The sequence below is a fragment of the Duodenibacillus massiliensis genome (assembly GCF_928721995.1).
GTDB classification, from domain to species: Bacteria; Pseudomonadota; Gammaproteobacteria; order Burkholderiales; family Burkholderiaceae_F; genus Duodenibacillus; species Duodenibacillus massiliensis.
On the sequence record NZ_OV788642.1, the window covers coordinates 1,155,501 to 1,181,307 of the forward strand.

The window sequence follows — 25,807 nt, forward strand, 5'->3', positions numbered from 1 at the left end:
GAGGAATCGCGGCCCTCCTTTCTCAGTTCAGTTAAAAACATCTTTCGCTTCTCAAGAAGCGAAAGTTTCTTGCGCTAAACAACCCGCGCTTGAAAGCGCGGGGTTTCCTGACACGGTGCAGGCTTTCCCGTAACAGCCAAGGTTTTTGAGGCCTTGTCTGCCCGGGCGTCCCCTGCACCACAGGAACATTTAAAACGCAACCGCTCTACGGGTACGGGCTTCATCAGCTCGATCCGTCGGTTCCGGCGAAGGACTGCTTCGTCTTGCCGATTCGCTGGTTTGTACTGCACTACTGATCCGGCGTTCCCTGAGACTTGTTTGAGCCTCGCAAGCGCTGATTGCTCAGCCTTCAGATCGTAGCTGTCAGTGGCGGGATCCGCAAAATACAGGTTCATGGCGGCCGCAAGGTCGCGGTCCATGTACCAGTCCGTGTCTCCCAACTGATGACTTCTCTCCCAAAGAGCCTTCTTACGGTACGTTCCCGTTTCGGGATCGTGCTGACTCGGGCGCAGTTTCCGGGGACTGACTTCCACCACACAACAGCCGGCGCTTTCAGCCTTACTTGTCATCCGGGTTATCAATCCTGCAATACCGCTTTTGCCTAAACTCTTGCCGTATCCGGCTCTCTGAAATGCTTTGTATGAGTTCTTCTCCACAATGACGGTGCCGGCCCTGCCGAACACCTGGTTAATCACTTCGCCGTGCAGGCAACGGCGGGTTTCCGCCTGGCGGCGGTACAGATCCGCAAGTTTTGCCTTTGTTGCCTTATAGGTCTTGGATTCCTTCCAGACAATCTTTTTTCCGGCGGCTTTAACGGTGCCGTCCGCGTTGTAGCACTCCCGATTCGTGTCTCTGCGGGAGCGGTCCATGGCACGTAAAAGACGCGCAATCTCCTTTTCCTGAGAGACAGTACCCGCGCTCACCAAAATCTTTTGCTGCCACTCGGGGCTGTAAAACGTCATGGTCCTCGGGCCCGGGTCAACAGCCACCTTGAGATCCTTGGGAGCATAAACGTGCTTGACGGGCGGTACGCCTTCGACAATGAGCTGAACAAAGTAGCGCATACGGCCGCGGATCATCCGCCGGACAAGACGGCAGTATTTGACACGCTTAAAGCCGGACGGATCTGTTGCTGAAAGAAGAGCTTCTTTCTGCCAGGCATCCGGCGCTTCAGCCTTTATCACCAGATCCAGAACCTCGAGCGTCCACGTCTTAGCCTTCCAACGCAACCCTGTTTTGTTTGATTTTCCCTCAACGCTGTGCAAGCCCCGTTTAGCACTCTTAAACCGCGGCTGACCTCCCTGATGAAGCAGCCAGCGCTCAATGCCCTGCCAGACACGTGTGGCAATTTTCTGCGCTTCGTTGATGCCGATGCGCTTTGTAAAGCCGCCCTTGGCACGGTACTCTTTCACGACATCATGCAGGGCATACTCGGAAAGGCGAGCGGACTTCTGTATTTCCTTAAACCGCTTGTTACGGTCTTTGCCCTTGGGCATCGCGGCCGTCAGCTTCCATGCTTCAGTGCTTTTCATGGCACGCACGCGTTTCTTTGCCGTTCCAAGAACAGCATTGAAGAGCTGGCGTGCATCGGAGAAGTAGGTCTCCAGTGCACTTTCTTGATCCTCTCCGATTTTCAGGCCCAGCTCGATGACAAAGGACGGTGTGCGCGATTTCATAGCAGCTGAATATACCTTAAGCGAAAACTATGTGCATGGTTTGGCTGCGTTTGGGACAAGATTAAAAAATTTCGAAAGCCCGCATTCCTCCCGGGGCTCAAGCCCCGGGCTTCCTGCGGGAAATTCTGTGAATGTCAAGCGCCCCGATGATATTGGTCTTACCTGAGGCGTTGGGTCCGTAAATCACGGACGAGCACAGGCCGCGGACCGTTTCCTTTCCCGCTTTTTCCGAAAACACACTGTAGTCAAGTCCTTTCTGTTTGGGTGCGGGTTCCATGGAAAACACAAACGGCTCCCGGAAAGACTTGTCGTTTGCGGCAGAAAAATAAAGCAACATGACAAATTCCCCTGATTTTGCAGAAATTCTGCAAAATCACCTTAAACAAGGATTTCAGCTTTTGCCGCTTTGGACCATTGTCTGCCGATTTGTCCGGACAACAAAAAAGCGGCCGGGAAAACCTGAGTCTTCTCAACCGGCCGCTTTTTCTGCTTCGAATAAAACTTAAAGCACGTAGCGCGACAAATCTTCGTTGCCCGCGAGTTCCCCGAGTTTTTCCACCACGTAGGCTTCGGTGACTTCTAGCGTCACCGTGGCGGTGTTGCCTGCCTCGTAGCTTACGTCTTCCAAAAGCTTTTCCATCACCGTGTGAAGCCGGCGGGCACCGATGTTTTCGGTGCGCTCGTTCACTTCATAGGCGTAACGCGCAATGGAGCGGATCGCTTCCGGGGTAAAGGTGACTTCGGCGCCGTCGGCCTTTAAAAGCGCCTGGTACTGCTTCACAAGCGAGCAGTCCGTCGACGTGAGAATCTTTTCAAAGTCTTCGGCCGTCAGGCTCTTTAATTCCACGCGGACGGGAAGACGCCCCTGAAGTTCCGGCACGAGATCCGAAGGCTTGGAGAGGTGAAAGGCCCCCGAAGCAATAAAGAGAATATGGTCAGTCTTTACCCAGCCGTACTTCGTGCGCACGGTCGTGCCTTCAATCAAAGGCAGGAGGTCGCGCTGCACGCCTTCGCGCGAGACGTCGGCGCCTGATACGTTTTCCGCGCCCTTGGCGATCTTGTCGATTTCGTCGATAAAGACAATGCCGTTATTTTCCACATTGGCAATCGCGTCGCGGGTGGTCTCGCCCTTGTCAATCAGTTTTGCCGACTCTTCATCGGTGTAGATGTCGAGCACTTCCTTTACGCTCATGCGGCGCTTTTCACGGTTTTGCTGCTGCATCTTTTCAAAAAAGCCCTGCAGCTGATTTTCCATGTCGTCCATTCCGTCGGGTGCAAGCACGTTAAAGACGGGACCCTCGGCAGGCACCTCGGCTTCCACGGTCTTGTCGTCCAATTCACCGTTTCGGATCTGCTCGCGGAAACGCCGGCGGGCCACGCTCTCGGCGGGCTTCACAGGTGCGCCGTTTTCATCGGTCACGGCCGTTGCGGGCGGCACGAGAAGATCAAGCACCCGCTCAACCGCCGCTTCTCTTGCCTGCACCTGCACTTTTTTCTTCTGCGTCTCACGCATGAGTTTCATGCCCGCTTCCATCAGATCCTTGATGATGGATTCGACGTTGCGGCCGACGTAGCCCACTTCCGTAAATTTCGTGGCTTCGGTCTTTACAAACGGGGCATCGGTGAGTTTGGCAAGGCGCCGGGCAATCTCGGTTTTACCCACACCGGTGGGCCCGATCATAAGAATGTTTTTGGGCGTGATTTCCGAGTGCAGGGGTTCGGCCACACGCGAACGCCGCCAGCGGTTTCTCAGGGCCACCGCCACAGCGCGCTTGGCATCATTTTGTCCGACGATGTACTTATCGAGTTCGCTCACGATTTCGCGCGGCGTCATCATTGCATTGGTCATAGATCTTTCGTTTTTTTGTTCGTTCGTCAGAGGATGGTCTTACTCAGGCCTTTTTGGCCTCAGGCGCCTCACCTACGGTTTCCACCGTGAGGTTGTGATTGGTGTAGATACAGAGGTCGCCCGCAATCGTAAGCGACGCGCGCGCAATGGCTTCCGCGCTCATCTCGGTGTGTTCCATAAGGGCCCGCGCCGCAGACTGCGCGTAGGCGCCGCCCGAGCCGATCGCGGCAATGCCGTGCTCGGGTTCAATCACGTCGCCGTTACCCGACAAAATCAGGGTCGTGTCCTTGTCCGCGACAATCATCATGGCTTCAAGGTGCCTTAAGGCCCGGTCGGTGCGCCATTCCTTGGCCAGTTCCACCGCGGCGCGCATCAGAATCCCGGAGTGCTTCTCAAGTTTTCCCTCAAAGCGCTCCACCAGCGTAAAGGCGTCGGCCGTGGCGCCCGCAAACCCCACCATGATGCGGTCATGATAGACGCGGCGCACCTTGCGGGCCGTTCCCTTAAAGACGATGTTGCCGAGCGTGACCTGGCCGTCGCCCGCCATCGCGGCGACGCCGTTGCGGCGCACGCACAGAATTGTGGTTCCGTGAAACTGTTCCATTATTTTTTCGTTCGCAGTGAATCAGAAGCGGACACCGTCAAAAAGTGTGCGGCCCGCTTTAAACACCGCAGATTAAGAAACTTCAAAGAAAAAGGGAAGGTCTCGCAACCTTCCCTTGCAACTTAGCACCCGCACGGGCGCCTCAGAATTCGGTTCGAACAGGCAATTAATCCCCGAACATCTTCTGCTTGATTTCGCGCCGCTGCTGCGCTTCAAGCGAGAGAGTGGCCGTCGGACGCGCCAAAAGCCGCGCCGCACCGATGGGTTCGCCGGTTTCTTCGCACCAGCCGTATTCGCCGTCTTCGATGCGCTTAAGGGCAGCCTGTACCTTTTTCAGCAGCTTCCGTTCACGGTCACGCGTTCTGAGTTCCAGCGCGTGCTCCTCTTCGATCGTGGCACGGTCGGCAGGATCGGGCACAACGGTCGTCGCACGCAGGTTTTCCGTCGTCTTGTCGGCATTGTGCTGAAGTTCCTTTTCCATGACGCTTAACCGATGCTTGAAAAATTCCAGCATCTTGTCGTTCATGTAGTCCTTATCGGACATTGCCAGGACTTCCTGCTCGGTCAAAAGTTTCTTCGTTGCCATGACGGTATCTTTGAAAAAACAATGGAACCCACAGCCGGCGGCTACGGGACGCATTCAGTAAAAACAAGGGAACTGCAGGCTGCCGGAAAACAGCCTTTTCAGGTTCGAAACGCGGTACCCGCAAGGGCTTTTCGTGGATCGACCCAAACTCCCCGTTTCTTTAAGGGTGCAGACAATAGCACACTTCAGCCGTTTTCAGCGAAAAATCAAAGAGAAACTAATCTATTCCTCTGATAAACACGTTGCAAAGCCCTCCAAAATCGCCTTCTGCGGCAGGTTTTTGCCGATGATGACGATCTTGTTGGCGGGCTTTTTATCGCCCCAGGTGCCCAAAACGTCCGCCGAGCACACCATATGAACGCCCTGCAGCACGCAGCGGCGGTCGGTCTGCTTGAAGTAGAGCACGCCCTTGTAGCGGAGCATATTCTGCCCGTAAACGGCCACCAGACTCTGGATGTACTGATCAAAGCGCGGTGCATCAAAGGGGCGGTCGGACTCAAACACAAAGGCGGAGACGTCATCGTGGTGATGGTGATGTACGCCCGTTAAAAACGTCGGATCAATATCCAAAACGTCATTCATGTTAAAGCCGCAGATGTTGAGAACCTTCTCCACCGGGAGGTTTCCCATATTGACCGGCTCAATGGGGCAGCGCGGATTGATCGCAATCAGGCGCTCCTTGAGTTTTTCCACGTCTTCGGGCTTTACCAGATCGGTTTTGCTGATGAAGATGCGGTCGGCAAAACCCACCTGATCCTTGGCTTCGGGCTGCTCGTCCAAGGTCTGCATGCCGTGCTTGGCATCAACGATCGTCACGACGCCGTCGAGGCGGTAAAAGCACGCGACCGCATCGTCCATAAAGAATGTCTGGCACACAGGGCCGGGATTAGCGACCCCCGTTGTTTCAATCACAACGTAATTAAAGTCAATTTCGCCCTTGTCGCGGCGGATTCTCAGATCCGTGAGAATCCGGGAGAGGTCTCCGCGGATCGTGCAGCAGATGCAGCCGTTGTTCATCTGAACGATCTGCTCCTTGCCGTTATGCACGAGAAGCTCGTTATCGATCCCCTCTTCACCGAATTCATTTTCGATGACGGCGATCTTGTACTTGTGATCCTCACTCAGAATCCGGTTTAAAAGCGTGGTTTTACCGGCCCCGAGAAAGCCCGTCAGAATGGTGACCGGAATTTCAGGTTCAGGTGCGAGCCCGAGGTTATCTTCCTGCATGACTGTGTCCTCATGACGCGAAAGACGCCGCGATGACCCGCTGGCGTCCTTCGTCAAAATCGTCGGGGAAAAACTTCTCCCCCAAAAAAAGTTGCCTGGGATTATGCCGCGGGTAAAGCGCCGCGGCACGCCCTTTTTGTAACCGCTATCTCACGAGAAGATGCAGCCCCTTTAAGTACTCCCCTTCGGGATAGGTCATCAGAAGCGGGTGATCGGCTCCGGCCGCAAAGCGCTCCAGCGCCCAGACGTCCTTGCCGGAATCAATGACGGCTCCGGCAATAATCTTCTGAAAGAGATCCGGGTCAATCGCGCCCGAGCAGGAGAAGGTAAAGAGGTGGCCCCCGGCGTTTAAAAGCTTCAGGCCGTTAAGGTTGATGTCCTTATAGGCGCGGGCCGCCCGCTCCACGTGAAAGTGGCTTGAGGCAAATTTCGGGGGATCAAGAATCACAAGATCAAACGTTTCACCGGCGTCGCGCATTTTCCGGAGCGCCTCAAAGACGTCGTCTTCGACCCAGCTTAACCTGTCGTCGCTAAACCCGTTCATTTCGGCGTTGCGTTTGGCCTGGGCCAGGGCCTCGGCGGAGCTGTCAACACTGACAACGTGCGCGGCCCCGCCTTTGACAAGCGCCAGCGAAAAGCCCCCGGTGTAGCAAAAGCAGTTAAGGGCCCGCATCGGGCGGCCTGTTTCCTTTAAAAACGCGGCCGCAAGCTTTTGTGCTGCAAGCCGGCTTTCGCGCTGATCGACGTAAAACCCGGTCTTGTGCCCGACTCTCACGTCCACGCCGTACTTCACGCCGTCTTCAACGACTTCAATGACTTCGGGGGGGTCGTCTCCTGCCAAAACCCCGGTTCTCACCGTGAGCCCCTCGCGCCTGCGGGTGGCGGCGTCCGAGCGGTCAAAGACCCCCTTGGCGCCCGTGATGTCCATCAGGTCGTCAGCGATTTCCCTTAAGTGCAGCTCAGCCCCGGCGCTCTGAAACTGCGTCACCACCCAGTCGCCGTACTGATCGACGATAAGGCCCGGAATGCCGTCGGCCTCACCGAAAACAAGGCGCCGCGCGGTGGTACGCGCAAGAAGCGGCTCACGGGCCCTGACGGCCGCCGCGAGTTTGTCCTTAAAAAAGGCGGGCGACTCAACCGGGGCCTTTTCGTCAAACGCCCACATGCGCACGCGCAGGGTTGAACTCGGCGAATAGGCGCCAAAACCCAGAAATCGGCCGTCAGAGGCCAACACCCGCACCGTTTCGCCGACGCCGGGTTTGCCGGCCACGCGTCCCACCGCTGTGTCGTAGACCCAGGGGTGACGTCTCAGAAGGCTTTTTTCCTTCCCTTTTTTCAGAAAGACTTCCAGCATTTTCTTTTTTTCCGCAACGCAAAATCAGGCCGGCATCACCGGCAGGTTGTCCGTTTCCACGGTACCTTCAAAAACGACTTCCGCCGGGCCCGTGAGATACACGTGATCCCCGGGACCGGCCCAGGAAATCCGGAGTTTTCCTCCGTGCATCGTGATTTCCACGGCCTCATCAAACATGCCGCGGCGCATCCCCGTCACAGCCGCCGCACACGCCCCGGTGCCGCAGGCAAGGGTTTCTCCGGCGCCGCGCTCGTAGACCCTCAACCGCGCCTTAGAGCGCGACAGGGCCTGTAAAAAACCGACGTTGACTTTCTGCGTGAAGTCCTCGTCCTTCTGAAGCGCTTCTCCGATCGTTTCCAAGCAGGCGGTTTCAGTGTCCCCGCAGACCATCACGGCGTGGGGGTTACCCATCGAAACGAGCGAAAGCCAGACGTCGCCTTCAGGGGTTTTCACCTGCCAGAGCGTGTCTTTATCGCGCGTGAGGTGCGAGTGACCCTCAGACTTAAAGTGCACGGCCTCGGGCCCAAACGCGGGCTCACCCATATCAACCGTCACGCGGCCGTCGGCCTCAACGCGCGGCCGGATGATGCCCTTCATGGTTTCACAGGCAATTTCGGTTTTATCCGTCAAACCCAGATGCCGGACGTACACGGCAAAGCAGCGCGCGCCGTTACCGCACATCTCGACTTCGCCGCCGTCACAGTTAAAGATCCGGTACTTAAAGTCCGCCTGAGCTGTCTCGGGCTTTTCAACCACCAGCATCTGGTCGCAGCCGATGCCGAAGTGGCGGTCACAGAGCGCGCGCACGAGTGCGGGCGTAGCGTGAAAGGGCTTATCCCAGGCATTGATCATGATGAAATCGTTGCCCGCACCCTGCATTTTGGTAAAGGAAAGACGCATGCGTGTGTCTCGAAAAATATTTAATAGAGGGGCTTTGCGCCCTCGGGCCGCGTTTTAAAGCGCCGGTGCGTCCAGAGGTACTGATCCGGGAGCTTGAGAATCCAGCGCTCGAGTTCGGCGTTGATGCGGCGCGTGTCGGTCACGTCGTCCCCGGTGGGGTAGTTTTCCCAGGGCTCACTGATGTGTGCCGTGTAGCCCGTTTCCGTCATCTCCGCCACGCAGAAAAGGACTTTGGCTTTTGTGGCGTGCGCGAGCCTTCCGCACATCGCAAGCGTTGCCGCCGGCTCCCCAAAAAAGGGCACAAAGACCGCATCGCGGGCGCCGAAATCCATGTCCGGAAGATAGTAAAAGGGAAGCCCCTGGCGCATGGCGCGCACAACAGCCAAAAGATCCCCCCTGCGGTGCTCACCCTTGGCAATTAAAACCGGATCGGAAAAGCGCCGGCGGCCTGCGAGCGCCGCCTCATCCCAGGCGGCATTACGCTGCTTTTGGTAAAGCGACACGCCTCTCACATGCAGGTTAAAGGCAATGCCCACGGCATCAAGCCCCACAAAATGCGGTGCCACGATAATAAGCGGCCGGTTGGTTTTGTCCGTCACCCGCTCAAGCCCTTCAAAGGTGACGAGCTTACCGACCGCTTGCGCCGACCCGTTCCAGAGCACCCCGTGGTCAAGCGCTGCGCGCGCCAGATGCACATAATTGGCTTTGGCAATGGCGCGAAGCTCCCCTTCCGTCTTATCCGGAAAGCAGACCCTGAGATTGGTCATCGCCACGTGACGCCGTTTGGGAATACCGACCCAAAGCACGGCCGCCACGACGCGCGCCAGGACCTTTCGGGCCCCGAGCGGCACATGAGCAAGGCTTTTGACGGCACCGATCCAGAACCGGGCCGCCAGATCGGTGATCGACAAAACGAAGACTCCGCAAAAGTGGCTAAGGAATCCCGTCATTTTAGCCGCTGAGATCGTTTGGTTTTGCAACAGACGCGGTGGCGCGCAGGCTCTGCGCGGTATAGTTAGCGCCTCACACAGTCTGAGGCGCTCATGCGCCCGGACTCAAAAGACACGAGTCCGACAACCGATACCGGAAAGCGCCGAGTCCACAATGTCTTCTTCTCTTACTTACTTTTCCGGCCGTGCAGCCCGCAGGCTGCGCAAAAGGGTGGCCGCCGTCCTAATGAGCACCGCCCTTGCCGCGGCATCGGCCGCCTGGGCCGCGGACAAACCGGGCGACATTGAGGCTGATGCCCTGCGCTCGGTTCTCACTGCTGAAATCGCGCTGCAGCGGGGGCTTTATCCCCAGGCCTGGCGGCAGTTTATGAATGCGGCGCAAAGCCTCAAAAACGCGGAACTTGCCGGGCGCGCCTATGACGCCGCGAGTGCTGCCGGGAACACCGAAAACGCGCAGATTGCGCTCGAACTCTGGCACACGCTTGATCCCAAAAACAGCCGCGTGGTGGTTCTCACTGCCTCCAAGGACCTTGCAAGCACAGAGTCGGACGTGCGTGCTGCGGCCGAAAAGCGCCTTACGGCAGAACTCAAAAAGACAAAGCAGCCCACGATGATGCTTGCGCGCATCTACGATGCCGCGGGGCCCGAGGCTGACCGCCAAACGCTTTACACCACCCTTGAGCGGCTTGCCGCCAACGTAAAGAAAAACGCCCGCATTGAGCTGCTTCTCGCCGCTGCTGCGGACGCCGCAGGCTACAAGCGCAGGGCCGCGCAGCACGCCGTCAAGGCGAGTGACTACGCTCCCGACGACAGTCAGATTCTGATGAGCGGCGCGGACTTTGAGTACCGCGTCAATCCGTCGGCCACGACGCGGCGCCTCACGGAGTTCTTAAAGCGCCACCCCGACGACATTACGGTAAGAACGGCGCTTGCGAAGTCCCTCATCCGCACGGGGACGGTTGAGGACGTCAAGCGCGAATTGGACATCATCAACCGTAAGGACGGCACGAGCCCGCAGACCATGTTTGCGCTGGGCACGATTGCCGAGGAAGCGGGGCTTTTCACCGACGCCGAGCTCTATTACAACAAGTACCTGGTGGCGGTTGCCAAGGCCGAAAACGGTGAGCGGTATCTGCCGGACGCCGCGTACACGCGCCTGGCGATGGTGAAACTCCAGCAGGGCGACAAAATGAAGGCCGTCGAGTGGTTTGCCAAGGTCGAAAAAGGCGACAAATATCTGCCCTCTAAAATGAAGCAGGCCGAAATTCTTGCCGACATGAACCGCACCGACGAGGCCTGCCGGGTGCTGCGGGAAATCCGGGCCGATAACGGGAAGAAAGCACAGTTTCGCCTCGCCTGCTCCGACCTTTACATGAAGGCGGGCCGCACCAAGGACGCCTATCAGGCGGCGGATGAGGCCCTTAAAACGGCGCCGCACGAACCCAATGTCATCTACCGCACCGCGATGCTTGCGGAAGCCGCGGGTGAGGGCGCCCGCGCCGAAGCGCTTTTAACCCACTACATCGAAATCGCCCCGGGCGACGCCAACGGCTACAACGCCCTCGGCTACATGTGGCTTGAGCGCGGCGTGAAAACCAAGGATGCCGCGCCTCTTATTGAAAAAGCCATGGAATTATCCAAAGGCAAAGACAGCTACATCGTCGACTCCATGGGGTGGTTGAGGTACCGCCAGGGCAAACTCAAGGAAGCCGAACAGTACTTGAGGCAGGCCCTCTCGATGAATCCGGACGTGGACGTGGCGTTGCACCTTGCGGAAGTCTTAGCGCGCCTCGGAAACCACACGGAGGCCGTAAAGTATCTTGAGGCGGTTTTAAAAGCCTCGCCTCAAAACGTCACGGCGCAGCGCCTGATGCAGACCCTCAAAGCAAAGGGAGAACGTCAATGAGCGCCGTTACTTACTCCCGCCGCACCGTGATTGCCGCTGCCGCGGCGGCACCGCTTTTGATTTCCGGCTGCGCGGGCCTTGTGATGCCGGGCTCGCGCGTTTATTCCGGGCGCTTTTCCTTAAAGCTCACCACACAGAAAAAAACCGAAACGGCCGCGGGCAAATACCGCCTCGTGAAGTCCGGCGATGCGTATGAGCTTGACCTCATGACGCCTCTGTCCGGTGTTTTGGGCCGCGTTTACGTGACGCCCACTTCTGCCCGCGTGGAACGTAACGGTCAGGAGGATCTCACCGCCCCGAATGAAGAGATCCTCATGCGCGAAGCCTTCGGGTTTTCGCTCCCGGTTGCGGTGCTTGCCGACTGGCTTGAAGGGAAAGCGAGCCCCCGTATGCCCCACGAAAAAGAAACGCTCGGGCGCTTTACGCAGGCAGGCTGGACCCTGCAGTACGTTGCGGCGGGCGAAAGCAGTGCGGTCTCTGTTTTAAGAATGCGCCGCAGCGATCCGGGCCGCGCGATTCTCATTGCGCTTACCGTTGAAAAAGAGAATTAAGTCATGGTCGTCACCCCTGTCGTCTGCCCGGAAACCCTCGCGGCCGTACCTCTTCCGGCCGGCAACGTTGAAACCGTGACGGTTCCGGCGCCTGCCAAACTCAATCTTTTTTTACATGTCACCGGCAGGCGCGCTGACGGCTATCACCTGCTTGAATCCCTTTTCTGCCTTGTAACGCTTGCGGACACCCTGCGTTTCACGCGGCTTGCTGCCGCCTCCGGTGTGGTGCGCACCGGCGACATGGCCGAAGCCGGGGAAGCCGACCTCTGTGTGCGTGCGGCCCGGGCCCTCGAAAAAAAGACCGGAAAAAACCTTGACGTTGAAATACACGTCACAAAGCGCATTCCCTCAGGCGCCGGAATGGGCGGGGGGTCAAGTGATGCGGCCTCAACGCTTATCACGCTTAACCGCCTCTTTGCCCTGGGGCTCACGCGCGATGAACTCATAACCATTGCCGTAACGCTCGGCGCTGACGTCCCCTTCTTTGTGTTCGGACAAACCGCCTTTGCCCGGGGTATCGGTGAAATTCTCACGCCCGTTACGACGCCCGCGGCGCGTGTTGCGCTTGCGATGCCTTCGGTTCCCACGGCCACGGCCGGGATTTTCGGTGACCCGGAACTCAAGCGCGATACGCCCTCTGTGTCCGTTGAGGCGCTCACTTCCGACATCCAAGCCCACTGGCCCCGCCTTTTCGGGCACAATGACCTTGACGCGGTTGTCGTAAAGCGCAACCCCGACGTCAGGCGTCTCATCGCTGCCATGGGTGCGGGAGCCCGCATGACGGGATCGGGGTCGGCTGTTTTTGCCGTGGAAGTGTCGGAAGAATCCGCTCTCAAGCACCTCAAAAACCTCACAGCGGGCGACGCCGGATGGACCGCCTCGGTTCTCGCGCGCCACCCGCTTTATGACTGGCTTTGAGGTTTCCCGCAAAAAACCTGTAAAATGCCGACTCCTGACAGGGGGGTAGCCAAGTGGTAAGGCAACGGATTTTGATTCCGTGTATCGTAGGTTCGAATCCTATCCCCCCTGCCAAATTCGAAATTTTCCAAAAAGACTTGACAAGCCGGAAAATTTCCGTACCATTCGCGTCGTCGCTGAAGTCATCGAAAGAGAGTTCCTGCGCAGACGGGATAACAACCCATACGCAGGCGGTGATGCCCCGATTCGTTAACGCGGGCGCAAGCGAGTGAAACCCGCAGGCCGATTGACGCCTGGCGGGTTTTTTGATTTTCTGCGCCTCCGAAACCGGCTGTTCCCGTTTTTTTGCGGCGTGTTGAGCGTTGATTCAAAACGCCTTCGGTGTTAAAATCTTGCGTTTTCCGGAGAACGGCACCGCTGCTTTCCGGCCGATTTTTTTCCATAACAACGCTTTGCAAGCCTGACGCGTCATATCCGTCGGACGGGTAAATCAACCAAAAGAGCTCACGATCATGGTTCCTGTCGTTCCTGACAGCCTGAAGGTTTTCTCAGGCAATGCCAACCCCAAGCTGGCACATGCGGTAACCCAGTACCTCAACATTCCGCTCGGCCGTGCGACCGTCAACCGCTTCTCCGACGGGGAAGTGATGGTGGAAATCAATGAAAACGTCCGCGGCAGCGACGTTTTCGTGCTGCAGAGTACCTGCGCCCCCACCAACGACAACCTCATGGAACTCATGATCATGGTGGACGCGCTGCGCCGCGCCTCCGCACGCCGCATCACGGCCGTGATGCCCTACTACGGCTACGCCCGCCAGGACAGACGTCCGCGTTCCGCACGCGTTGCAATTTCCGCGAAGGTTGTCGCGAACATGCTTCAGAGCGTGGGCGTTGACCGCGTCCTCACGATGGACCTGCACGCCGACCAGATTCAGGGCTTTTTTGACGTGCCCGTGGACAACATCTACTCCACCCCGGTGCTTTTGAACGACATCCTCTCGCACCAGTACCCGGATCTGATGGTTGTCTCGCCTGACGTCGGGGGCGTCGTGCGTGCCCGCGCAATGGCTAAGGAACTGGGCGTTGATCTCGCGATCATCGACAAGCGCCGTCCGCGCGCCAACGTCGCCGAAATCATGAACATCATCGGCGAAGTCAAGGGCCGCACCTGCGTCATCACCGACGACATCGTTGATACAGCGGGGACGCTGTGCAACGCCGCGGGGGCCCTGAAGGAGCGCGGTGCCAAGCGCGTGCTTGCCTACGCCGCTCACCCCGTCTTCTCCGGCAATGCCGTTGAACGCATCACCAATTCCGCGCTTGACGAAGTGGTCGTCACCGACACCATTCCTTTGCGCCCCGAAGCCGAACAGTGCCCCAAGATCCGCCAGTTAAGCTGCGCGCCTCTGGTGGGCGAAACCATTTCCCGTATTGCACGGGAAGATTCCGTAAGCGCACTTTTTAACGAGTAAGACGTTTCGGAATGACCGAGTGTCTGCCGCTGGTCGCGGCGGCAGACTTTTTTTTTCACTTTTATTCAACCCCTACAAACGGAGTTAACTCAAATGAATTTCACCGCTGTCTTGCGTAAAGAGCAGGGAACGAGTGCGAGCCGCCGCCTGCGTCGCGAAAACAAAGTGCCGGGCATTGTCTACGGCAACAACGTTGACGCTACGCTTATCGCGCTCGATCACAACGAAATCTATTACGACCTGCAGAAGGAAAAGTTCCACGCTTCCATCCTCACGATGCAGCTCGACGGTAAGGATGAGCTCGTTGTTCTGCGTGCTTTCCAGATGCACCCCTACAAGCCCCAGGTTCTGCACTGCGACTTCCAGCGCATTGACCCGAACAGCGAAGTGACGATGCGCGTGCCGCTGCACTTCTTCGGCGGCGAAAACAGCCCGGCCGTCAAGATCGACAAGGGCTTCATCAGCCACCTCGCGGGCGCTGTGGAAGTTGCCTCCATGCCTCAGAACCTGCCGGAATTCATCGATGTGGATCTCTCCGGCATGACGAGCCAGACGACGCTTCGTATTTCCGACGTCAAGCTCCCCGAAGGCGTGCGTGCCATCACCCCGGATCTGCCGATCGCCACGGTTACGGTTATTACCGAAGACACGGCTGCTGCGGCTGCGACTCCGGCTGCCGACGGTGCTACGCCCGCTGCGGCTGCCGCCCCGGCTGCTGCTCCCGCCGCCGGCGAAGCAGAAAAGAAGTAATTCTTTACCTGCCGCGTGCCCGCGGCACGGCACCCCTGCGGTACGTGCCCGGGCAAAATACGCCGCGACAGCCGTCAGACAGAGTGCTTTGCCATTCTGTACGGCCCGCGGCGTTTTTTTATGACTGATTTTTTTCCGGACTTTTTCTTATGGACAACGCCTTCAGTGCACTCGGCCTTTCCGACGCCCTTGTGAGCGCTTTAAGTGAAATGGGGTTTGAAGAACCCACCCCCATTCAGACCGCCGCGATCCCGGTGCTCATTTCCGGGCGCGACGTGCTCGGCCAGGCCGCAACCGGCACGGGTAAGACCGCTGCCTTCGGGCTGCCGTTAATCGAGCGCTTTGTTCTTAACAAAAAGCCCGGGTGCCCCGCAATTCTTGTGCTGACACCCACGCGGGAACTGTGCCTGCAGGTTGCGGAGAGCTTTCTTGCGTTCGGGAAAAACGCCGGTATTGCCGTCGCCCCCATTTACGGCGGTCAGGAATACGGGCGGCAGATCCGGCTTTTAAACCGCGGTGTACATGCGGTTGTTGCGACGCCGGGCCGAGCGTTGGATCACATCCGCAAAGGCACGCTTGACCTCTCGGGGATCAAGGCCCTCGTGCTTGACGAAGCCGATGAGATGCTTGACATGGGCTTTGCCGATGAGCTTGAAGCCATTCTTGAGGAATTGCCCCCGGAGCATCAGACAGCGCTTTTTTCAGCAACGCTCCCGGAGAGAATCCGCCGCATTGCCGAGTCGCACTTAAACGACCCCGAACACATCGTCATTGCCCGCGAAAAAACGGCCGAGGGTGAGACGCCGCGCGTGCCGCAGAAAGCCTATATGGTGGGACGCGCCCACAGACTTGCGGCTCTCGGGCGCATTTTGGACGTTGAAAGCCCGGAATTGGCGATCGTCTTTGCCCGCACCCGCAACGAAGTCGATGAGGTGACGGAATCTTTGCGAAACCGCGGCTTTGCCGTTGAGGCGCTCCACGGGGGGCTCGATCAGGACTCCCGCGACCGCGTGATGAAGCGCGCCAAGGCGGGAGCGATTGAAGTGATCGTCGCCACGGACGTTGCCGCACGCGGCATTGACCTCGAAAACGTCACGCACGTCATTAACTACGGGATTCCTGCCTCGCTTGAAACCTACGTGCACCGCATCGGCCGCACGGGCAGAGCCGGCCGCACAGGCCTTGCGATCACGGTGCTTGAGCCCCGTGAACACCGCCGCTTACGCGCGCTTGAAAGCATCACCAAGGCCAAGATTGAACTCCTTTCCGTGCCCTCGGTCACGGACGTGCGCGCCAAACGCATGGAACTCACGCGCGGCGCAGTGAAGGAAGAACTCCTTTCGGGCGCCTTTGAAAAGTACCGCGTGATTGCCGAGCAGCTCTGCGAAGAAGCCGATCCCTTTGAGGTGGCGGCAGCCGCCATTGCCTACGCCGATAAACTCGCGGGCGGCCCCGACGACGAAGATGAAATTCCGGAGGTCACGCCCTTTGAAAAGAAGGGACGGCGTGAGCGCGGCGACAGAGGTGAACGCGGGTTTGAGGGCGCTTCCCGCCGCGAGCGGCTTTCCGACCGTAAGCCCGAAGAGGGCATGACGCGGCTATTTATCGGTGCAGGACGCGAAGCGGGCCTGAGGCCCTCTGACATCGTGGGCGCGATTGCCAATGAAGCGGGCATTGCAAGCCGCCGCATCGGCGCGATCGACATCTCCGACCGCTTCTGCCTGGTGGAAGTCGACGCCCCCGTGGCGCAGGCCGTGATTGCGGCACTCAAAGGCACCACCATCAAAGGCCGCACGGTGACGGTGCGCAAGGACCAACCCAAACGGGCTTCGGGCTACAGAGAGCCCAATCCCCGGCACAAGCGCGAAAAGCGTGAACCCTTAAAGTCCCGTTTCGATGACATTGGGTAGTTTTTATGGCACAGACAGCAAATAATCCCATCCGGCTCATCGTCGGTCTGGGTAACCCCGGTGACGAATACAAAACGACGCGTCACAACATGGGTTTTATGTTTTTGGATGCACTTGCCTCCAAGTACGGCGCGCGTTTCAGCGCCGAAGCGCGCTTTAACGGCGACACGTCCCGCATCACAACCGACGCCGGTGACCTGTGGCTTTTAAAGCCCACAACCTACATGAACAGTTCCGGCTCCGCGGTGCAGCCCCTGGCGGCCTACTTCAAGATTAAGCCCGAAGAGATCCTCGTCGTGCACGATGAACTCGACATCCCGCCGGGCTGCATGAAGGAAAAGATCGGGGGCGGCAACGCCGGCCACAACGGTCTCAAGGACATTACCGCCAAACTCGGCACCCCCAACTTCTGGCGCCTGAGGATCGGCATCGGGCACCCCCGTGTTTTCTGCCCGCAGCAGCAGGTCTACGACTGGGTTTTGGGGACGCCGTCGCCGGAGCACAAGGCAGCCATCCATGAGTGCCTTGAAGCGGCTCTCAAAACCGTGGAACTCTGGGCCGCGGGCGATGAAGCACGCGTGGAGCGGATGCTCAGAAAGTACGCCAATCCCCCGAAAAAGCCTGCTGCCGAAACGGACTCGAAAACGGATGCCAAAGCCTCCGCGTAATGCGCTTTTGGTAAGCGCCTGCCTTTTGGGTGAGTGCTGCCGCTACGACGCAAAATGCCCGGCAGCACCCGAAGCGCTGAAAACCTTTTTTGCGCGCTGCAGGCAGGCAGACATTGCACTGATCCCCGTGTGTCCGGAGTGCGCCGGGGGGCTTCCCACGCCCCGCCCTCCGGCTGAAATTGAGCCGGGAAAAAGTGCGGCAGACGTTCTTGACGGCATGGGGCGCGTGCGCACGGCAGCCGTAGATGATGTCACAGCGGCTTACGTGACGGGCGCTCACGCCGCACTCAAAGCGGCCCTTGAAACCCGCGCTGAGACGGCACTTCTGAAAGCCAAAAGTCCTTCCTGCGGAAGCGCTGAAGTCTATGACGGGACCTTTACCCGGCGACTTAAACCCGGCAAAGGCGTCACCGCCGAACTTCTCACCCGCAACGGCGTCGCGGTTTACAGCGAAAACGCTCTTCACACGCTCTCAGAAAGACTCTTTTCCGCCAACGTCACCATCCGCCGTGCAACCCCGGCCGATTACGCCGCAGCCGAAAATGTTCTGCGGGAGGCGTTTTGGAACTGCTATGCGCCGGGCGCCTCCGAGCACCTCATCCTCCACCGCATGCGCGCGTCTGCGGGCTTTGTGCCGAAACTTGACCTCGTTGCGGAGACAGGGGGACTGATTGTGGCGTCCGTCGCGTTTCAAAAAGCCAGCATCGTTTGCGATGACGGCCATAAGGTAGAAGTTCTCTCCCTCGGCCCCGTGGGCGTTTTGCCCGCTTATCAGAAAAGGGGCATCGCAAGCCGCCTTATCCGTGAGGCCCTTACGCACGCCGGAAATCTCGGCTTTCGCGCGGTTTTTCTATGCGGCGATCCCCTCTTTTACCGCCGGCTTGGGTTTTTGCCGGCCGAAACCTTCGGAATCCGCACAGCTGAAAACACCTGGTTTGAACCGCTGCAGGTCTTTCCCCTTTTCCCCGATGCGTTAAAGGGCCTCACCGGACGCTACGTCGAGGACAGCGTGTATGCCGTGACAGAGGCTGAGGCGCTGGCCTACGACCAAGATTTTCCGCTCAAGAAGCGCGTAACCGGCACCCCCGGACAAAAGCGCGTTGAAGCGTTTCTCAAACGCCAAAGACCGTATGTCCCGGACGAGAAAAGCCGTCCGGAACACTGACCACAAAGAAGGATTTTTTCGATGACAAACCTCAACACGCCGGAACTTCAGGGGGCGCTTGACTGCCTCGCGATGCTTCTTCTGCAGCCCGAGGCTGAAAACGCCGTGCAGGCTATTCCCTTTGCCGCCGAAGCTCTTCTCATCCTCGGAAAAGACACGCTGCCGCAAGATTCGCAGGAAGCGCTCACATCCATTGCGGAAAAACCGACCGTTGAACCCGTTGAACTGCAGAAAGCCTATGCGCGGCTGTTTCTGGGAACAGGCGAAGTGACGATTCCATTGTGCGAGAGCGCCTGGACTTCGGGCGACACGCCGCTTCTGTGTCAAAAGCCGCAGGACGAATGCCGCACGCTCTACGAAGCCGAAGGGCTTTCGATCACCGGTGACAACAACATCCCGGAAGACCACCTCGGCGCGATGCTCGGTTTCTCGATTGTCCTTCTTTTGAAAGATAAAACCGAGAAAGTGCGGGACTTCTTTGCCAAGCACCCGGCCGCCTTTATCCCGGCGGTCGTAAAGGCCGTGCGCGCCGAAGCCCGCAAGGACGACCCGTACCTTGACGTCATGGTGCTTCTTGAGGCGCTTGCGGGCCTTATGGTCGCCAAGCACTGACACAACGGAAGAACCGGCTTTTCCGGGGAAAAACGCTCTGTCCTGCAATCCGGTGACATCGCAGAAGAGCGCATCAGTTGCCCTGCAACGCAAATCCGCTTCTTGGCGGTCTTGCCCGTTTGCTTTCGATATCGCTCGCTGTCCATCTTTCTGTCATACTCTCACCAAAGTTGATAGTATGATAGAAACTTATCGTTTTTTGGAGAGAAAATGATAGAAAGGCTGCCGGAACAAGAAGATGTCCGGGTCGAATTTAAGGAAACCTGGAGCGAAACAGCAAAAAAGACGCTGATAGCGTTTGCAAACACGCTTGGCGGAAACCTGTATTTCGGTGTGACCGATGATGCAACGGCAAAGGGACTCAGCAAAAAAGAAGTCGATATGATTTCCCGCTCGGTCCTTCAATTTTGCCGAACCGGTACAGAACCGGTCATGACAGACCTGGTGTCAACAGAAGTCATCACCACAGGTACCGGCAGCTACCTGTTGCGGGTATCCGTAGAACCTGGTGAAGACCGCCCTTATGCACTCAAAGGAAAACGTTATACGGGCGGCGCTTATGTCCGCGACGGCTCTATGTCAGTCACCGCGAATGAAGAAGAAATACGCGACATGATCCGCGACAGTGCCCCCGAGCCGTGGGAATCCAGATTAAGCCGTGAGGCAGATCTGACATTCGGAGAAACATCCGATATTTTCAGAAAATATCACGTCGCTTTTTCGCCTGCACACTACCTTCGGCTGGGCCTGGTTGACGATGCCGGTCACTACACTCAACTGGGAGAATTGCTTTCGGACCAAAACCAGAGAAAGCTCGTAATCGGAACTTTTTCCCAAGACGAGGCATCGCTTTCCGTCCGGGAATTCTCAGGATCGCTTCTGCGGCAAATTGATCAAGGTTTCGACCTCTTTGCCGCAATGAATCCTGAACTGATACAAAAAACCGAGAAACTCTCAAACAAACGGCAGTTTGCCTGGCCTCCCAAAGCGCTGCGCGAGGCACTTGTCAACTGCACGGTTCATCGCGATTACTCTCAGCCCGAACCCACGAAAGTTTCAATCTTTCCGAATCGATTCGAATTTTTGTCCTACGGATGCATCCCCGGCCGACTCAGCGTTGACGATATTGCGATCCGGGGCGTCAGCAAATGTCGTAATGAACATTTAGCCGACATTCTCAGGCGCTTGGGATGGATGGAAAACTATGGCTCTGGTTTTCCGATGATTTGGCAAGAATACGCCAACTCCGGCGTGGAACCCAAGCTGGAGGCAACTCGCAGAATATTTCGCATTGTTTTACCCAGAATCCGTGACGAAGAGCCCCTGACGCTTCAGGAGCGTTGCTTTGCTTTATTCGTAAGCCACGACGTACTTTCAATGGCTGACGTCGCGAAGAAATTGAACATTTCAAGAACATCGGCCAACTCTGCCGTCAACGCTTTGCTCAGGGACGGCAAGGTCGAGAAGATTGGTACAGGACGACTGACCAAGTACCGGTCATTAATTCGTTGATCTCCGTTAACGGCTGCTGCGGCTCAAGACGAAGTGCCTGCAAAAACAAACCGCCGGCACTCACACAAAAGTACCGGCGGTTTGTCAGGCCCTGTTAAGCGGGATTAATCGCGCTTAGCGGTCTTGGGCTGATGATGCACGTAGACGGGCGGCAGTTCCTCCTCATCGTACTTTTCAATGCGCACAAGTGATGTATTGGCCACGTTGCCGCAGGCAAGTTTCGACGAAGGAATGTCAATTGTCAGCACGTTGTCGCAGCCGTGCACATCGAGGCTTCCTTCCTCCCCGGGTTCTTCCGGGCAGTACCAAGCTCCGTGGTGCACCACGACCGTATCCGGACGCACGCGGTCGGTGACCGTCACGCCCGCCAGGACCTTACCGCGGCGGCTTTCCACAAGAGCGATGTCGCCGTTTTTAAGCCCCAGCTTTTCCGCGGCCTGCGGGTGAATCCACAAGGGTTCACGCTCTTCGACGTTAGCAAAGAGGTTCGAAGCCGTGCTGTCAAGCTGCGAATGCAGACGGTAGCGGCTCTTAGAGGTCAGAAGCGCAAACGGATAGTCCTTCGCCATTTCGGCGCCAAGCCATTCCGTAGGCTCAAGCCACGTCGGATGCGCCGGGCAGTCGTCGTAGTGGTAGGAGGCGATCTTTTCAGAGTAGATCTCAATAAGACCGGACTCAGTGCCCAGAGGATTCACCACCGGGTTCTTGCGGAAGTCGCCCATATAGTTGTAGCGGCGGCTTTCACCGGTCACGGGGAACAAAACGTAACCGCCTTTCCAGAACTCATCAAACGTGGGCATCGCCAGGCCCGCGGCCTTGGCTTCACCCGCAGCCTGCTCGTAGAAGCGCTTGATCCACCCCATCTCATCGAGCCCCTCAGTAAACTCTGCGCCGTGGCCGAGTTTTTCCGCAAGGTGCGAGTAGATCCAGTAATCCGAATGCGACTCGTACTGCGGTTCAATTGCCTGCTGCATGGCAACGTACCCGAGGTTGGAGTAGGAGCCGATCGAAGTGATGTCGTTGCGCTCCAACGACGTGCAGGCCGGAAGAACAATATCGGCCATCCGCGCCGAAGCCGTCCACACCGTGTCGCACACGATCGTCGTTTCGGGCTTTTTCCAAGCCTTCACGATGCGGTTTGTGTCTTCCTGCTGGGCAAAGGGGTTGCCGCCCGACCAGAAGACCAAACGAATGTCCGGATAGGTGATTTTCTTGCCGTTGTAGTCGATCGTCTTGCCGGGATTTAAGAAGCAGTCCGTAAAGCGCGCGAGCGGAATGGTTGCCACCGAATGACCTTCCCAGGCCATTCCGGTATTTTTGCCCTTGGGGTTGGCGGAAATGCCGGGCAGAGCCGGTGCTTCCGAAGTGGCGGCGCCGCCGTTCGAATAATGGTACGTAAAGCCGAAACCTCCGCCGGGCAGACCGATGTGCCCGCACATGGCGGCAAGCACCACCATCGCCCAGTGCACCTGTTCGCCGTACTGCGCGCGCTGAATACCCCAGCCGCCCATCAGCATCGAACGCTTTTCGCGCATCAGGCGCGCCAGACGCCGGATCGTTGCCGCGGGAACGCCCGAAATTTTCTCGGCCCATTCTGCGGTCTTGGGTGTTCCGTCCGTTTTGCCCAAGAGATACGGCAGAAACTTGTCGTAGCCCTTTGTGTACTTGCGGATGAACTCACGGTCCACACGGTTGGTGGTCTCGAGTTCATACATCATCGCAAGCATCACCGCGACGTCGGTGTTGGGTTTCGGTGCAATCCATTCGCACTTATCGCCAAAGTATTCTGCGGTATCAGGCTTTAAGGGGTTCACGGCAATCACCGGAATTCCTGCGGCCTTCACCCGCCGCAGACCTTCGGCGTTTTCGTGGAAGGTCGCGGACCAGTCGATATCGTTTGTAACCGCGGGATCAGCGCCCCAAAGCACGATAAGTTCGGTCTTGTCGCAGATGAGGTCCCAGCCGGTGACCTGTTCATAGACGCCGTTTGAACCAATTACATACGGCAGGATCACCTGCGCGCACCCGGTCGAATAGTCGCCGTAGTGGCCGGTGAAACCGCCGTTGAGATTTAAGGCGCGCTGCATGAGGTTGCGCGCTGAACCCAGCGCCCCCGGGCTCATCCAGCCGTAGGAGCCGCCGTAAATGGCTGCAGGCCCGTAAGTGTCGCGGACGCGGTTGAGTTCCTTCGCGATAATGTCAAAAACTTCGTCCCATGTCACGCGCACGAAGGGTTCGGAGCCGCGGCCTCTGCCGCCCGCTTTCCAGCCCTTTTTGAGATAGGACTCGCGCACCATCGGATAGCGGATACGCGCGTTGTTGTAGGGCTGCTGGGCAATCCCCTGAAGCTGCATGGAAGGAGCCTTGTCTTTAGCAAAGGGCTCAAGCCGCTCGATCTTGCCGCCTTTGACATGCACCTTGTAAACACCCCAGTGCGAGGCGTTCATCACAACGCCGTCGTTTAAAACGGACTTACCCGTGGCAAAGGTTTTGGAAAGCCCCATTTCGGGAACGCCCGACAAAGGTTCTCCGTATTCCACCCCACCCTTTAACACACGGGCTGCGCCTTTTTTGGGCGCGGCAAGCGTCTGTCCGGACACCAGGGCTGCGGCACCGGCAAGGCCCGCGGCCTTAAATAAATCGCGGCGATTCGTCATTTCACATTTCTCCTCAGTGTCTCAGACATTAGTGTTTGGCGTGTTCCTGAAGCCACTTAAACATCAGTTCGTTGGCGCCCTTACGGGTGTGCCCGGCGCGGCCGCCTCGTACCGGCAGAAGCGTTGCCCACTGGTTCGCCGTAAAGTGGTTGGCGGGCTGTGCGGCGTGGCAGGTGGCGCAGGCTTCCGCGTTACGGGCCTTGGCTTTGGCCCAAAGCCCCTGCAGGTTACCGGTAAGCGCTTTGGCGGGCACCCAACCCTGAGCGGAAGACTTGACCCAAACGTTCCCCTGCACCGTCTTTTCGCCGGCCTTGGGATTAAGTTTTACGGCCTTTTCTTCATCAAACGAGGCGTTTTCAATGCGAACACCCGGTTCCTTAAAGATCTGCGCCGGATATTCTTTGAGCGACCAACCCGAAACGCGGATCAAGGCCTGAGAGCCTTTCTTCTGCAAAACCTCGACGGGCGTTGCCACCGTGACCTTGCCCAGGTAGTCACCTGCGGTCGTGCCGTTGACCGGGACCGTCAGATTAAGCCACATGGGTGCGGCCATTGCGGGCTGAAGCAGAGCGGCGGAAAGGGCCGCCGCGAAAAGATGTCGGATCTTCATAGAAATTCCTGCAAGAAAAGACAACCGGGCCGTTTTGCAAGGCCCTGATAGCTTTTCATTGTATCGAGACAGCAAAAAGTCCTTTGATTGCGCAGGACTTTCATTATTCTTTTCAGGTAAAACGTTTGAGTTGTTTTCAGGCGGTTTTCGTTTTTTCGAAGTCCGGACCGTTCCATCATGCGGCAAAAACCCGTTTTTTCTGCGGGTAAACACCGAGCGCAAAAAGGAGACATTGCCGCACGCCGGGTTAGGCAGAATTGAGGCACTTCTTTTGCTCTGCTTTTCGTCCGCCATGGAAACCCTCCGCATCCGAACCTCTGACCACCCGTACTTTGCGCCCTTTGCCGCGCTGTATGCGGAAAGCTTTCCGGCATTTGAGCTGCAGACAGCCCCGCAGCGGCAAGCGCCAAGCGCGTGCTGCTTGAAATCGATCCGGTCACGGACTATGTCTCCGCGGCGCACCTGAGGTTTTATAAGCACTGTGGGCTTACCGAAAACCCGTACGAACACCGCCATCCGCCTTACCGCCCTGAATTCAAAGCGCATCCATTGGTGGTGCTCACCACCGAAGGCACGATGACCGAAGAATCTTACCTTCGGTTTTACCGCGAACTGCGCGCCGTCGTTATGGCGCTTCCGGATGTCCCGGGAGCATAGAAAAAGCTTGCTTCAGAGCTCTTCGGCCACATGACCTTTCTATAATTAAAGGATTGTCTTTTCGAGCTGCGGTGTCTCCTGTTTTTCAGACACATCACACAGCTCCCCCGAACTCATAAGGAAACCAAGCAATGGGTCTTAAATGCGGCATCGTCGGCCTTCCCAACGTCGGCAAGTCGACCATCTTCAACGCTCTTACCAAAGCCGGCATTGCGGCGGAAAACTATCCCTTCTGCACGATTGAACCCAACGTCGGCATCGTGGAAGTGCCCGACCCGCGCTTAAAGGCTCTGGCCGACATTGTTAAGCCCGAGCGCATCGTGCCCGCGGTGGTGGAGTTCGTGGATATCGCAGGGCTTGTTGCCGGCGCCAGTAAAGGCGAAGGCCTCGGCAACCAGTTCCTTGCCAACATCCGTGAGTGCGACGCCATTGCGCATATCGTGCGCTGCTTCAAGGACGACAACATCGTGCACGTTGCCGGCCACATCAACCCCGTGGAAGACATTGACGTCATCAATACGGAACTCGCGCTTGCGGACCTTGCGTCCGTTGAAAAAGGCATCGCCCGCTACGCCAAGCAGGGCCGTCAGGGCGGCGACAAGGAAGCCTTAAAGATCACGATGGTGCTCGAAAAGCTCCAGCCCGTCTTAAACGAAGGCAAGCCCGCCCGTTCCGTCAAGCTCACCGACGAAGAAAAAGAAGTCATCAAGCCCCTTTTCCTTCTCACGATGAAGCCGGTGATGTACGTCGCCAACGTTGACGATCACGGTTTTGAAAATAATCCGCTTCTGGAAGCCGTCAAGGCCCGTGCCGCCACGGAAAACGCCCCCGTTGTCGCGGTGTGCGCCAAGACCGAAGCCGATATTGCGGATTTGGACGACGCCGACAAGGAAATGTTCCTTGAAGACATGGGGATGAAAGAACCCGGCCTTGACCGCGTGATCCGCGCGGGCTACGACCTGTTGGGGCTTCAGACCTACTTCACCGCCGGCGTCAAGGAAGTGCGCGCCTGGACAATTCACAAGGGCGATACCGCTCCGAAGGCCGCAGGCGTCATTCACACCGACTTTGAACGCGGCTTTATCCGTGCGCAGACCATTGCCTACGAGGACTACATCGCCTTTAAGGGTGAAAAGGGTGCTCAGGAAGCGGGCAAGATGCGCGCTGAAGGCAAGGACTACGTCGTCAAGGACGGCGACGTAATGGAATTCCTCTTTAACGTTTAATTCCTGACGTCTCTGCTGTTGCGAAAGACTCTGTTTCCGCTGAGAAA

General features: G+C 57.7%; 23 protein-coding genes and 1 tRNA gene. 13 read left to right on the top strand and 11 right to left on the bottom strand.

The window, feature by feature from the left end; all coding sequences use genetic code 11:
* Window positions 1-74 precede the first annotated feature (74 nt).
* The 9 genes from NXF97_RS05260 to NXF97_RS05300 form a co-directional block, all read right to left on the bottom strand.
* Window positions 75-1,676 carry a transposase gene (locus NXF97_RS05260; RefSeq protein WP_274956705.1) on the bottom strand — a complete coding sequence of 534 codons (1,602 nt, stop codon included), beginning with the start codon at window positions 1,674-1,676 and terminating at the stop codon, window positions 75-77.
* Between the two features lie 97 nt (window positions 1,677-1,773).
* On the bottom strand, window positions 1,774-2,013 hold the full coding sequence (locus NXF97_RS05265; RefSeq protein WP_074009669.1) for an ATP-binding protein: 240 nt from the start codon (window positions 2,011-2,013) through the stop codon (window positions 1,774-1,776).
* A gap of 165 nt (window positions 2,014-2,178) precedes the next feature.
* Window positions 2,179-3,525, bottom strand: a complete 1,347-nt coding sequence (gene hslU / locus NXF97_RS05270; protein WP_074009668.1) for an ATP-dependent protease ATPase subunit HslU — start codon at window positions 3,523-3,525, stop codon at window positions 2,179-2,181.
* 43 nt (window positions 3,526-3,568) lie between these two features.
* Entirely contained in the window at window positions 3,569-4,129 is a 561-nt protein-coding gene (gene hslV, locus NXF97_RS05275) for an ATP-dependent protease subunit HslV (protein ID WP_022372380.1), read from the bottom strand.
* Between the two features lie 166 nt (window positions 4,130-4,295).
* On the bottom strand, window positions 4,296-4,715 hold the full coding sequence (dksA, locus tag NXF97_RS05280) for an RNA polymerase-binding protein DksA (protein ID WP_022372379.1): 420 nt from the start codon (window positions 4,713-4,715) through the stop codon (window positions 4,296-4,298).
* A 222-nt stretch (window positions 4,716-4,937) separates the two neighbouring features.
* Window positions 4,938-5,942 (bottom strand): CobW family GTP-binding protein, encoded by a 1,005-nt coding sequence (locus NXF97_RS05285; protein WP_074010097.1) that lies wholly within the window; start codon window positions 5,940-5,942, stop codon window positions 4,938-4,940.
* 145 nt (window positions 5,943-6,087) lie between these two features.
* Window positions 6,088-7,296 (bottom strand): class I SAM-dependent rRNA methyltransferase, encoded by a 1,209-nt coding sequence (locus tag NXF97_RS05290; protein ID WP_274956706.1) that lies wholly within the window; start codon window positions 7,294-7,296, stop codon window positions 6,088-6,090.
* A gap of 24 nt (window positions 7,297-7,320) precedes the next feature.
* Window positions 7,321-8,196 (bottom strand): diaminopimelate epimerase, encoded by an 876-nt coding sequence (gene dapF / locus NXF97_RS05295; RefSeq protein WP_274956707.1) that lies wholly within the window; start codon window positions 8,194-8,196, stop codon window positions 7,321-7,323.
* A 20-nt stretch (window positions 8,197-8,216) separates the two neighbouring features.
* Window positions 8,217-9,107: a lysophospholipid acyltransferase family protein gene (locus NXF97_RS05300; RefSeq protein WP_022372375.1), complete on the bottom strand. Its 891-nt coding sequence runs from the start codon at window positions 9,105-9,107 to the stop codon at window positions 8,217-8,219.
* Window positions 9,108-9,372: 265 nt separating this feature from the next.
* On the opposite strand from NXF97_RS05300, the gene NXF97_RS05305 reads away from it, so the two are divergent.
* From NXF97_RS05305 to NXF97_RS05355, 11 genes are all read left to right on the top strand, one after another.
* Window positions 9,373-11,052 (top strand): tetratricopeptide repeat protein, encoded by a 1,680-nt coding sequence (locus NXF97_RS05305; RefSeq protein WP_274955375.1) that lies wholly within the window; start codon window positions 9,373-9,375, stop codon window positions 11,050-11,052.
* On the top strand, window positions 11,049-11,603 hold the full coding sequence (locus tag NXF97_RS05310; RefSeq protein WP_074009663.1) for an outer membrane lipoprotein LolB: 555 nt from the start codon (window positions 11,049-11,051) through the stop codon (window positions 11,601-11,603). The genes NXF97_RS05305 and NXF97_RS05310 overlap by 4 nt, the downstream gene beginning before the upstream one ends.
* A gap of 3 nt (window positions 11,604-11,606) precedes the next feature.
* Window positions 11,607-12,521 carry a 4-(cytidine 5'-diphospho)-2-C-methyl-D-erythritol kinase gene (ispE, locus tag NXF97_RS05315; RefSeq protein WP_274955376.1) on the top strand — a complete coding sequence of 305 codons (915 nt, stop codon included), beginning with the start codon at window positions 11,607-11,609 and terminating at the stop codon, window positions 12,519-12,521.
* A 39-nt stretch (window positions 12,522-12,560) separates the two neighbouring features.
* Window positions 12,561-12,635, top strand: a tRNA-Gln gene (locus tag NXF97_RS05320).
* A 398-nt stretch (window positions 12,636-13,033) separates the two neighbouring features.
* Window positions 13,034-13,993 (top strand): ribose-phosphate pyrophosphokinase, encoded by a 960-nt coding sequence (locus tag NXF97_RS05325; RefSeq protein WP_022372371.1) that lies wholly within the window; start codon window positions 13,034-13,036, stop codon window positions 13,991-13,993.
* Between the two features lie 93 nt (window positions 13,994-14,086).
* Window positions 14,087-14,743, top strand: coding sequence for a 50S ribosomal protein L25/general stress protein Ctc (locus NXF97_RS05330; protein WP_274955377.1), 657 nt, complete (start codon window positions 14,087-14,089; stop codon window positions 14,741-14,743).
* Window positions 14,744-14,892: 149 nt separating this feature from the next.
* Complete coding sequence (locus tag NXF97_RS05335) at window positions 14,893-16,653, top strand: DEAD/DEAH box helicase (RefSeq protein ID WP_274955378.1); 1,761 nt, start codon at window positions 14,893-14,895, stop codon at window positions 16,651-16,653.
* A gap of 5 nt (window positions 16,654-16,658) precedes the next feature.
* Window positions 16,659-17,321: an aminoacyl-tRNA hydrolase gene (gene pth / locus NXF97_RS05340; RefSeq protein ID WP_274955379.1), complete on the top strand. Its 663-nt coding sequence runs from the start codon at window positions 16,659-16,661 to the stop codon at window positions 17,319-17,321.
* A complete protein-coding gene (locus tag NXF97_RS05345) occupies window positions 17,302-18,486 on the top strand; it encodes a GNAT family N-acetyltransferase (protein ID WP_274955380.1) in 1,185 nt (394 codons plus the stop codon). Before pth ends, NXF97_RS05345 begins: the two co-directional genes overlap by 20 nt.
* A 21-nt stretch (window positions 18,487-18,507) precedes the next feature.
* A complete protein-coding gene (locus tag NXF97_RS05350; RefSeq protein ID WP_274955381.1) occupies window positions 18,508-19,098 on the top strand; it encodes a TorD/DmsD family molecular chaperone in 591 nt (196 codons plus the stop codon).
* A gap of 210 nt (window positions 19,099-19,308) precedes the next feature.
* Entirely contained in the window at window positions 19,309-20,610 is a 1,302-nt protein-coding gene (locus NXF97_RS05355) for an RNA-binding domain-containing protein (RefSeq protein ID WP_274955382.1), read from the top strand.
* Window positions 20,611-20,714: 104 nt separating this feature from the next.
* Here the strand turns inward: NXF97_RS05355 and NXF97_RS05360 are convergent, their stop codons facing one another.
* Window positions 20,715-23,267 (bottom strand): molybdopterin guanine dinucleotide-containing S/N-oxide reductase, encoded by a 2,553-nt coding sequence (locus tag NXF97_RS05360; RefSeq protein ID WP_074009657.1) that lies wholly within the window; start codon window positions 23,265-23,267, stop codon window positions 20,715-20,717.
* Between the two features lie 28 nt (window positions 23,268-23,295).
* Window positions 23,296-23,877 carry a hypothetical protein gene (locus NXF97_RS05365; protein ID WP_074009656.1) on the bottom strand — a complete coding sequence of 194 codons (582 nt, stop codon included), beginning with the start codon at window positions 23,875-23,877 and terminating at the stop codon, window positions 23,296-23,298.
* Between the two features lie 414 nt (window positions 23,878-24,291).
* Here NXF97_RS05365 and NXF97_RS05370 point away from each other — a divergent pair, with 414 nt between their 5' ends.
* Window positions 24,292-24,534 carry a hypothetical protein gene (locus tag NXF97_RS05370; protein WP_022373504.1) on the top strand — a complete coding sequence of 81 codons (243 nt, stop codon included), beginning with the start codon at window positions 24,292-24,294 and terminating at the stop codon, window positions 24,532-24,534.
* Between the two features lie 131 nt (window positions 24,535-24,665).
* Window positions 24,666-25,760: a redox-regulated ATPase YchF gene (gene ychF / locus NXF97_RS05375; RefSeq protein WP_022373505.1), complete on the top strand. Its 1,095-nt coding sequence runs from the start codon at window positions 24,666-24,668 to the stop codon at window positions 25,758-25,760.
* Window positions 25,761-25,807 lie beyond the last annotated feature (47 nt).

Excerpts from the sequence above, each read along its gene's own strand:
- NXF97_RS05260 (WP_274956705.1), bottom strand. The coding sequence starts at position 1,676 with ATGAAATCGCGCACACCGTCCTTTGTCATCGAGCTGGGCCTGAAAATC.
- NXF97_RS05265 (WP_074009669.1), bottom strand. The coding sequence starts at position 2,013 with ATGTTGCTTTATTTTTCTGCCGCAAACGACAAGTCTTTCCGGGAGCCG.
- hslU (WP_074009668.1), bottom strand. The coding sequence starts at position 3,525 with ATGACCAATGCAATGATGACGCCGCGCGAAATCGTGAGCGAACTCGAT.
- hslV (WP_022372380.1), bottom strand. The coding sequence starts at position 4,129 with ATGGAACAGTTTCACGGAACCACAATTCTGTGCGTGCGCCGCAACGGC.
- dksA (WP_022372379.1), bottom strand. The coding sequence starts at position 4,715 with ATGGCAACGAAGAAACTTTTGACCGAGCAGGAAGTCCTGGCAATGTCC.
- NXF97_RS05285 (WP_074010097.1), bottom strand. The coding sequence starts at position 5,942 with ATGCAGGAAGATAACCTCGGGCTCGCACCTGAACCTGAAATTCCGGTC.
- NXF97_RS05290 (WP_274956706.1), bottom strand. The coding sequence starts at position 7,296 with ATGCTGGAAGTCTTTCTGAAAAAAGGGAAGGAAAAAAGCCTTCTGAGA.
- dapF (WP_274956707.1), bottom strand. The coding sequence starts at position 8,196 with ATGCGTCTTTCCTTTACCAAAATGCAGGGTGCGGGCAACGATTTCATC.
- NXF97_RS05305 (WP_274955375.1), top strand. The coding sequence starts at position 9,373 with ATGAGCACCGCCCTTGCCGCGGCATCGGCCGCCTGGGCCGCGGACAAA.
- NXF97_RS05310 (WP_074009663.1), top strand. The coding sequence starts at position 11,049 with ATGAGCGCCGTTACTTACTCCCGCCGCACCGTGATTGCCGCTGCCGCG.
- ispE (WP_274955376.1), top strand. The coding sequence starts at position 11,607 with ATGGTCGTCACCCCTGTCGTCTGCCCGGAAACCCTCGCGGCCGTACCT.
- NXF97_RS05325 (WP_022372371.1), top strand. The coding sequence starts at position 13,034 with ATGGTTCCTGTCGTTCCTGACAGCCTGAAGGTTTTCTCAGGCAATGCC.
- NXF97_RS05330 (WP_274955377.1), top strand. The coding sequence starts at position 14,087 with ATGAATTTCACCGCTGTCTTGCGTAAAGAGCAGGGAACGAGTGCGAGC.
- NXF97_RS05335 (WP_274955378.1), top strand. The coding sequence starts at position 14,893 with ATGGACAACGCCTTCAGTGCACTCGGCCTTTCCGACGCCCTTGTGAGC.
- pth (WP_274955379.1), top strand. The coding sequence starts at position 16,659 with ATGGCACAGACAGCAAATAATCCCATCCGGCTCATCGTCGGTCTGGGT.
- NXF97_RS05345 (WP_274955380.1), top strand. The coding sequence starts at position 17,302 with ATGCCAAAGCCTCCGCGTAATGCGCTTTTGGTAAGCGCCTGCCTTTTG.
- NXF97_RS05350 (WP_274955381.1), top strand. The coding sequence starts at position 18,508 with ATGACAAACCTCAACACGCCGGAACTTCAGGGGGCGCTTGACTGCCTC.
- NXF97_RS05355 (WP_274955382.1), top strand. The coding sequence starts at position 19,309 with ATGATAGAAAGGCTGCCGGAACAAGAAGATGTCCGGGTCGAATTTAAG.
- NXF97_RS05360 (WP_074009657.1), bottom strand. The coding sequence starts at position 23,267 with ATGACGAATCGCCGCGATTTATTTAAGGCCGCGGGCCTTGCCGGTGCC.
- NXF97_RS05365 (WP_074009656.1), bottom strand. The coding sequence starts at position 23,877 with ATGAAGATCCGACATCTTTTCGCGGCGGCCCTTTCCGCCGCTCTGCTT.
- ychF (WP_022373505.1), top strand. The coding sequence starts at position 24,666 with ATGGGTCTTAAATGCGGCATCGTCGGCCTTCCCAACGTCGGCAAGTCG.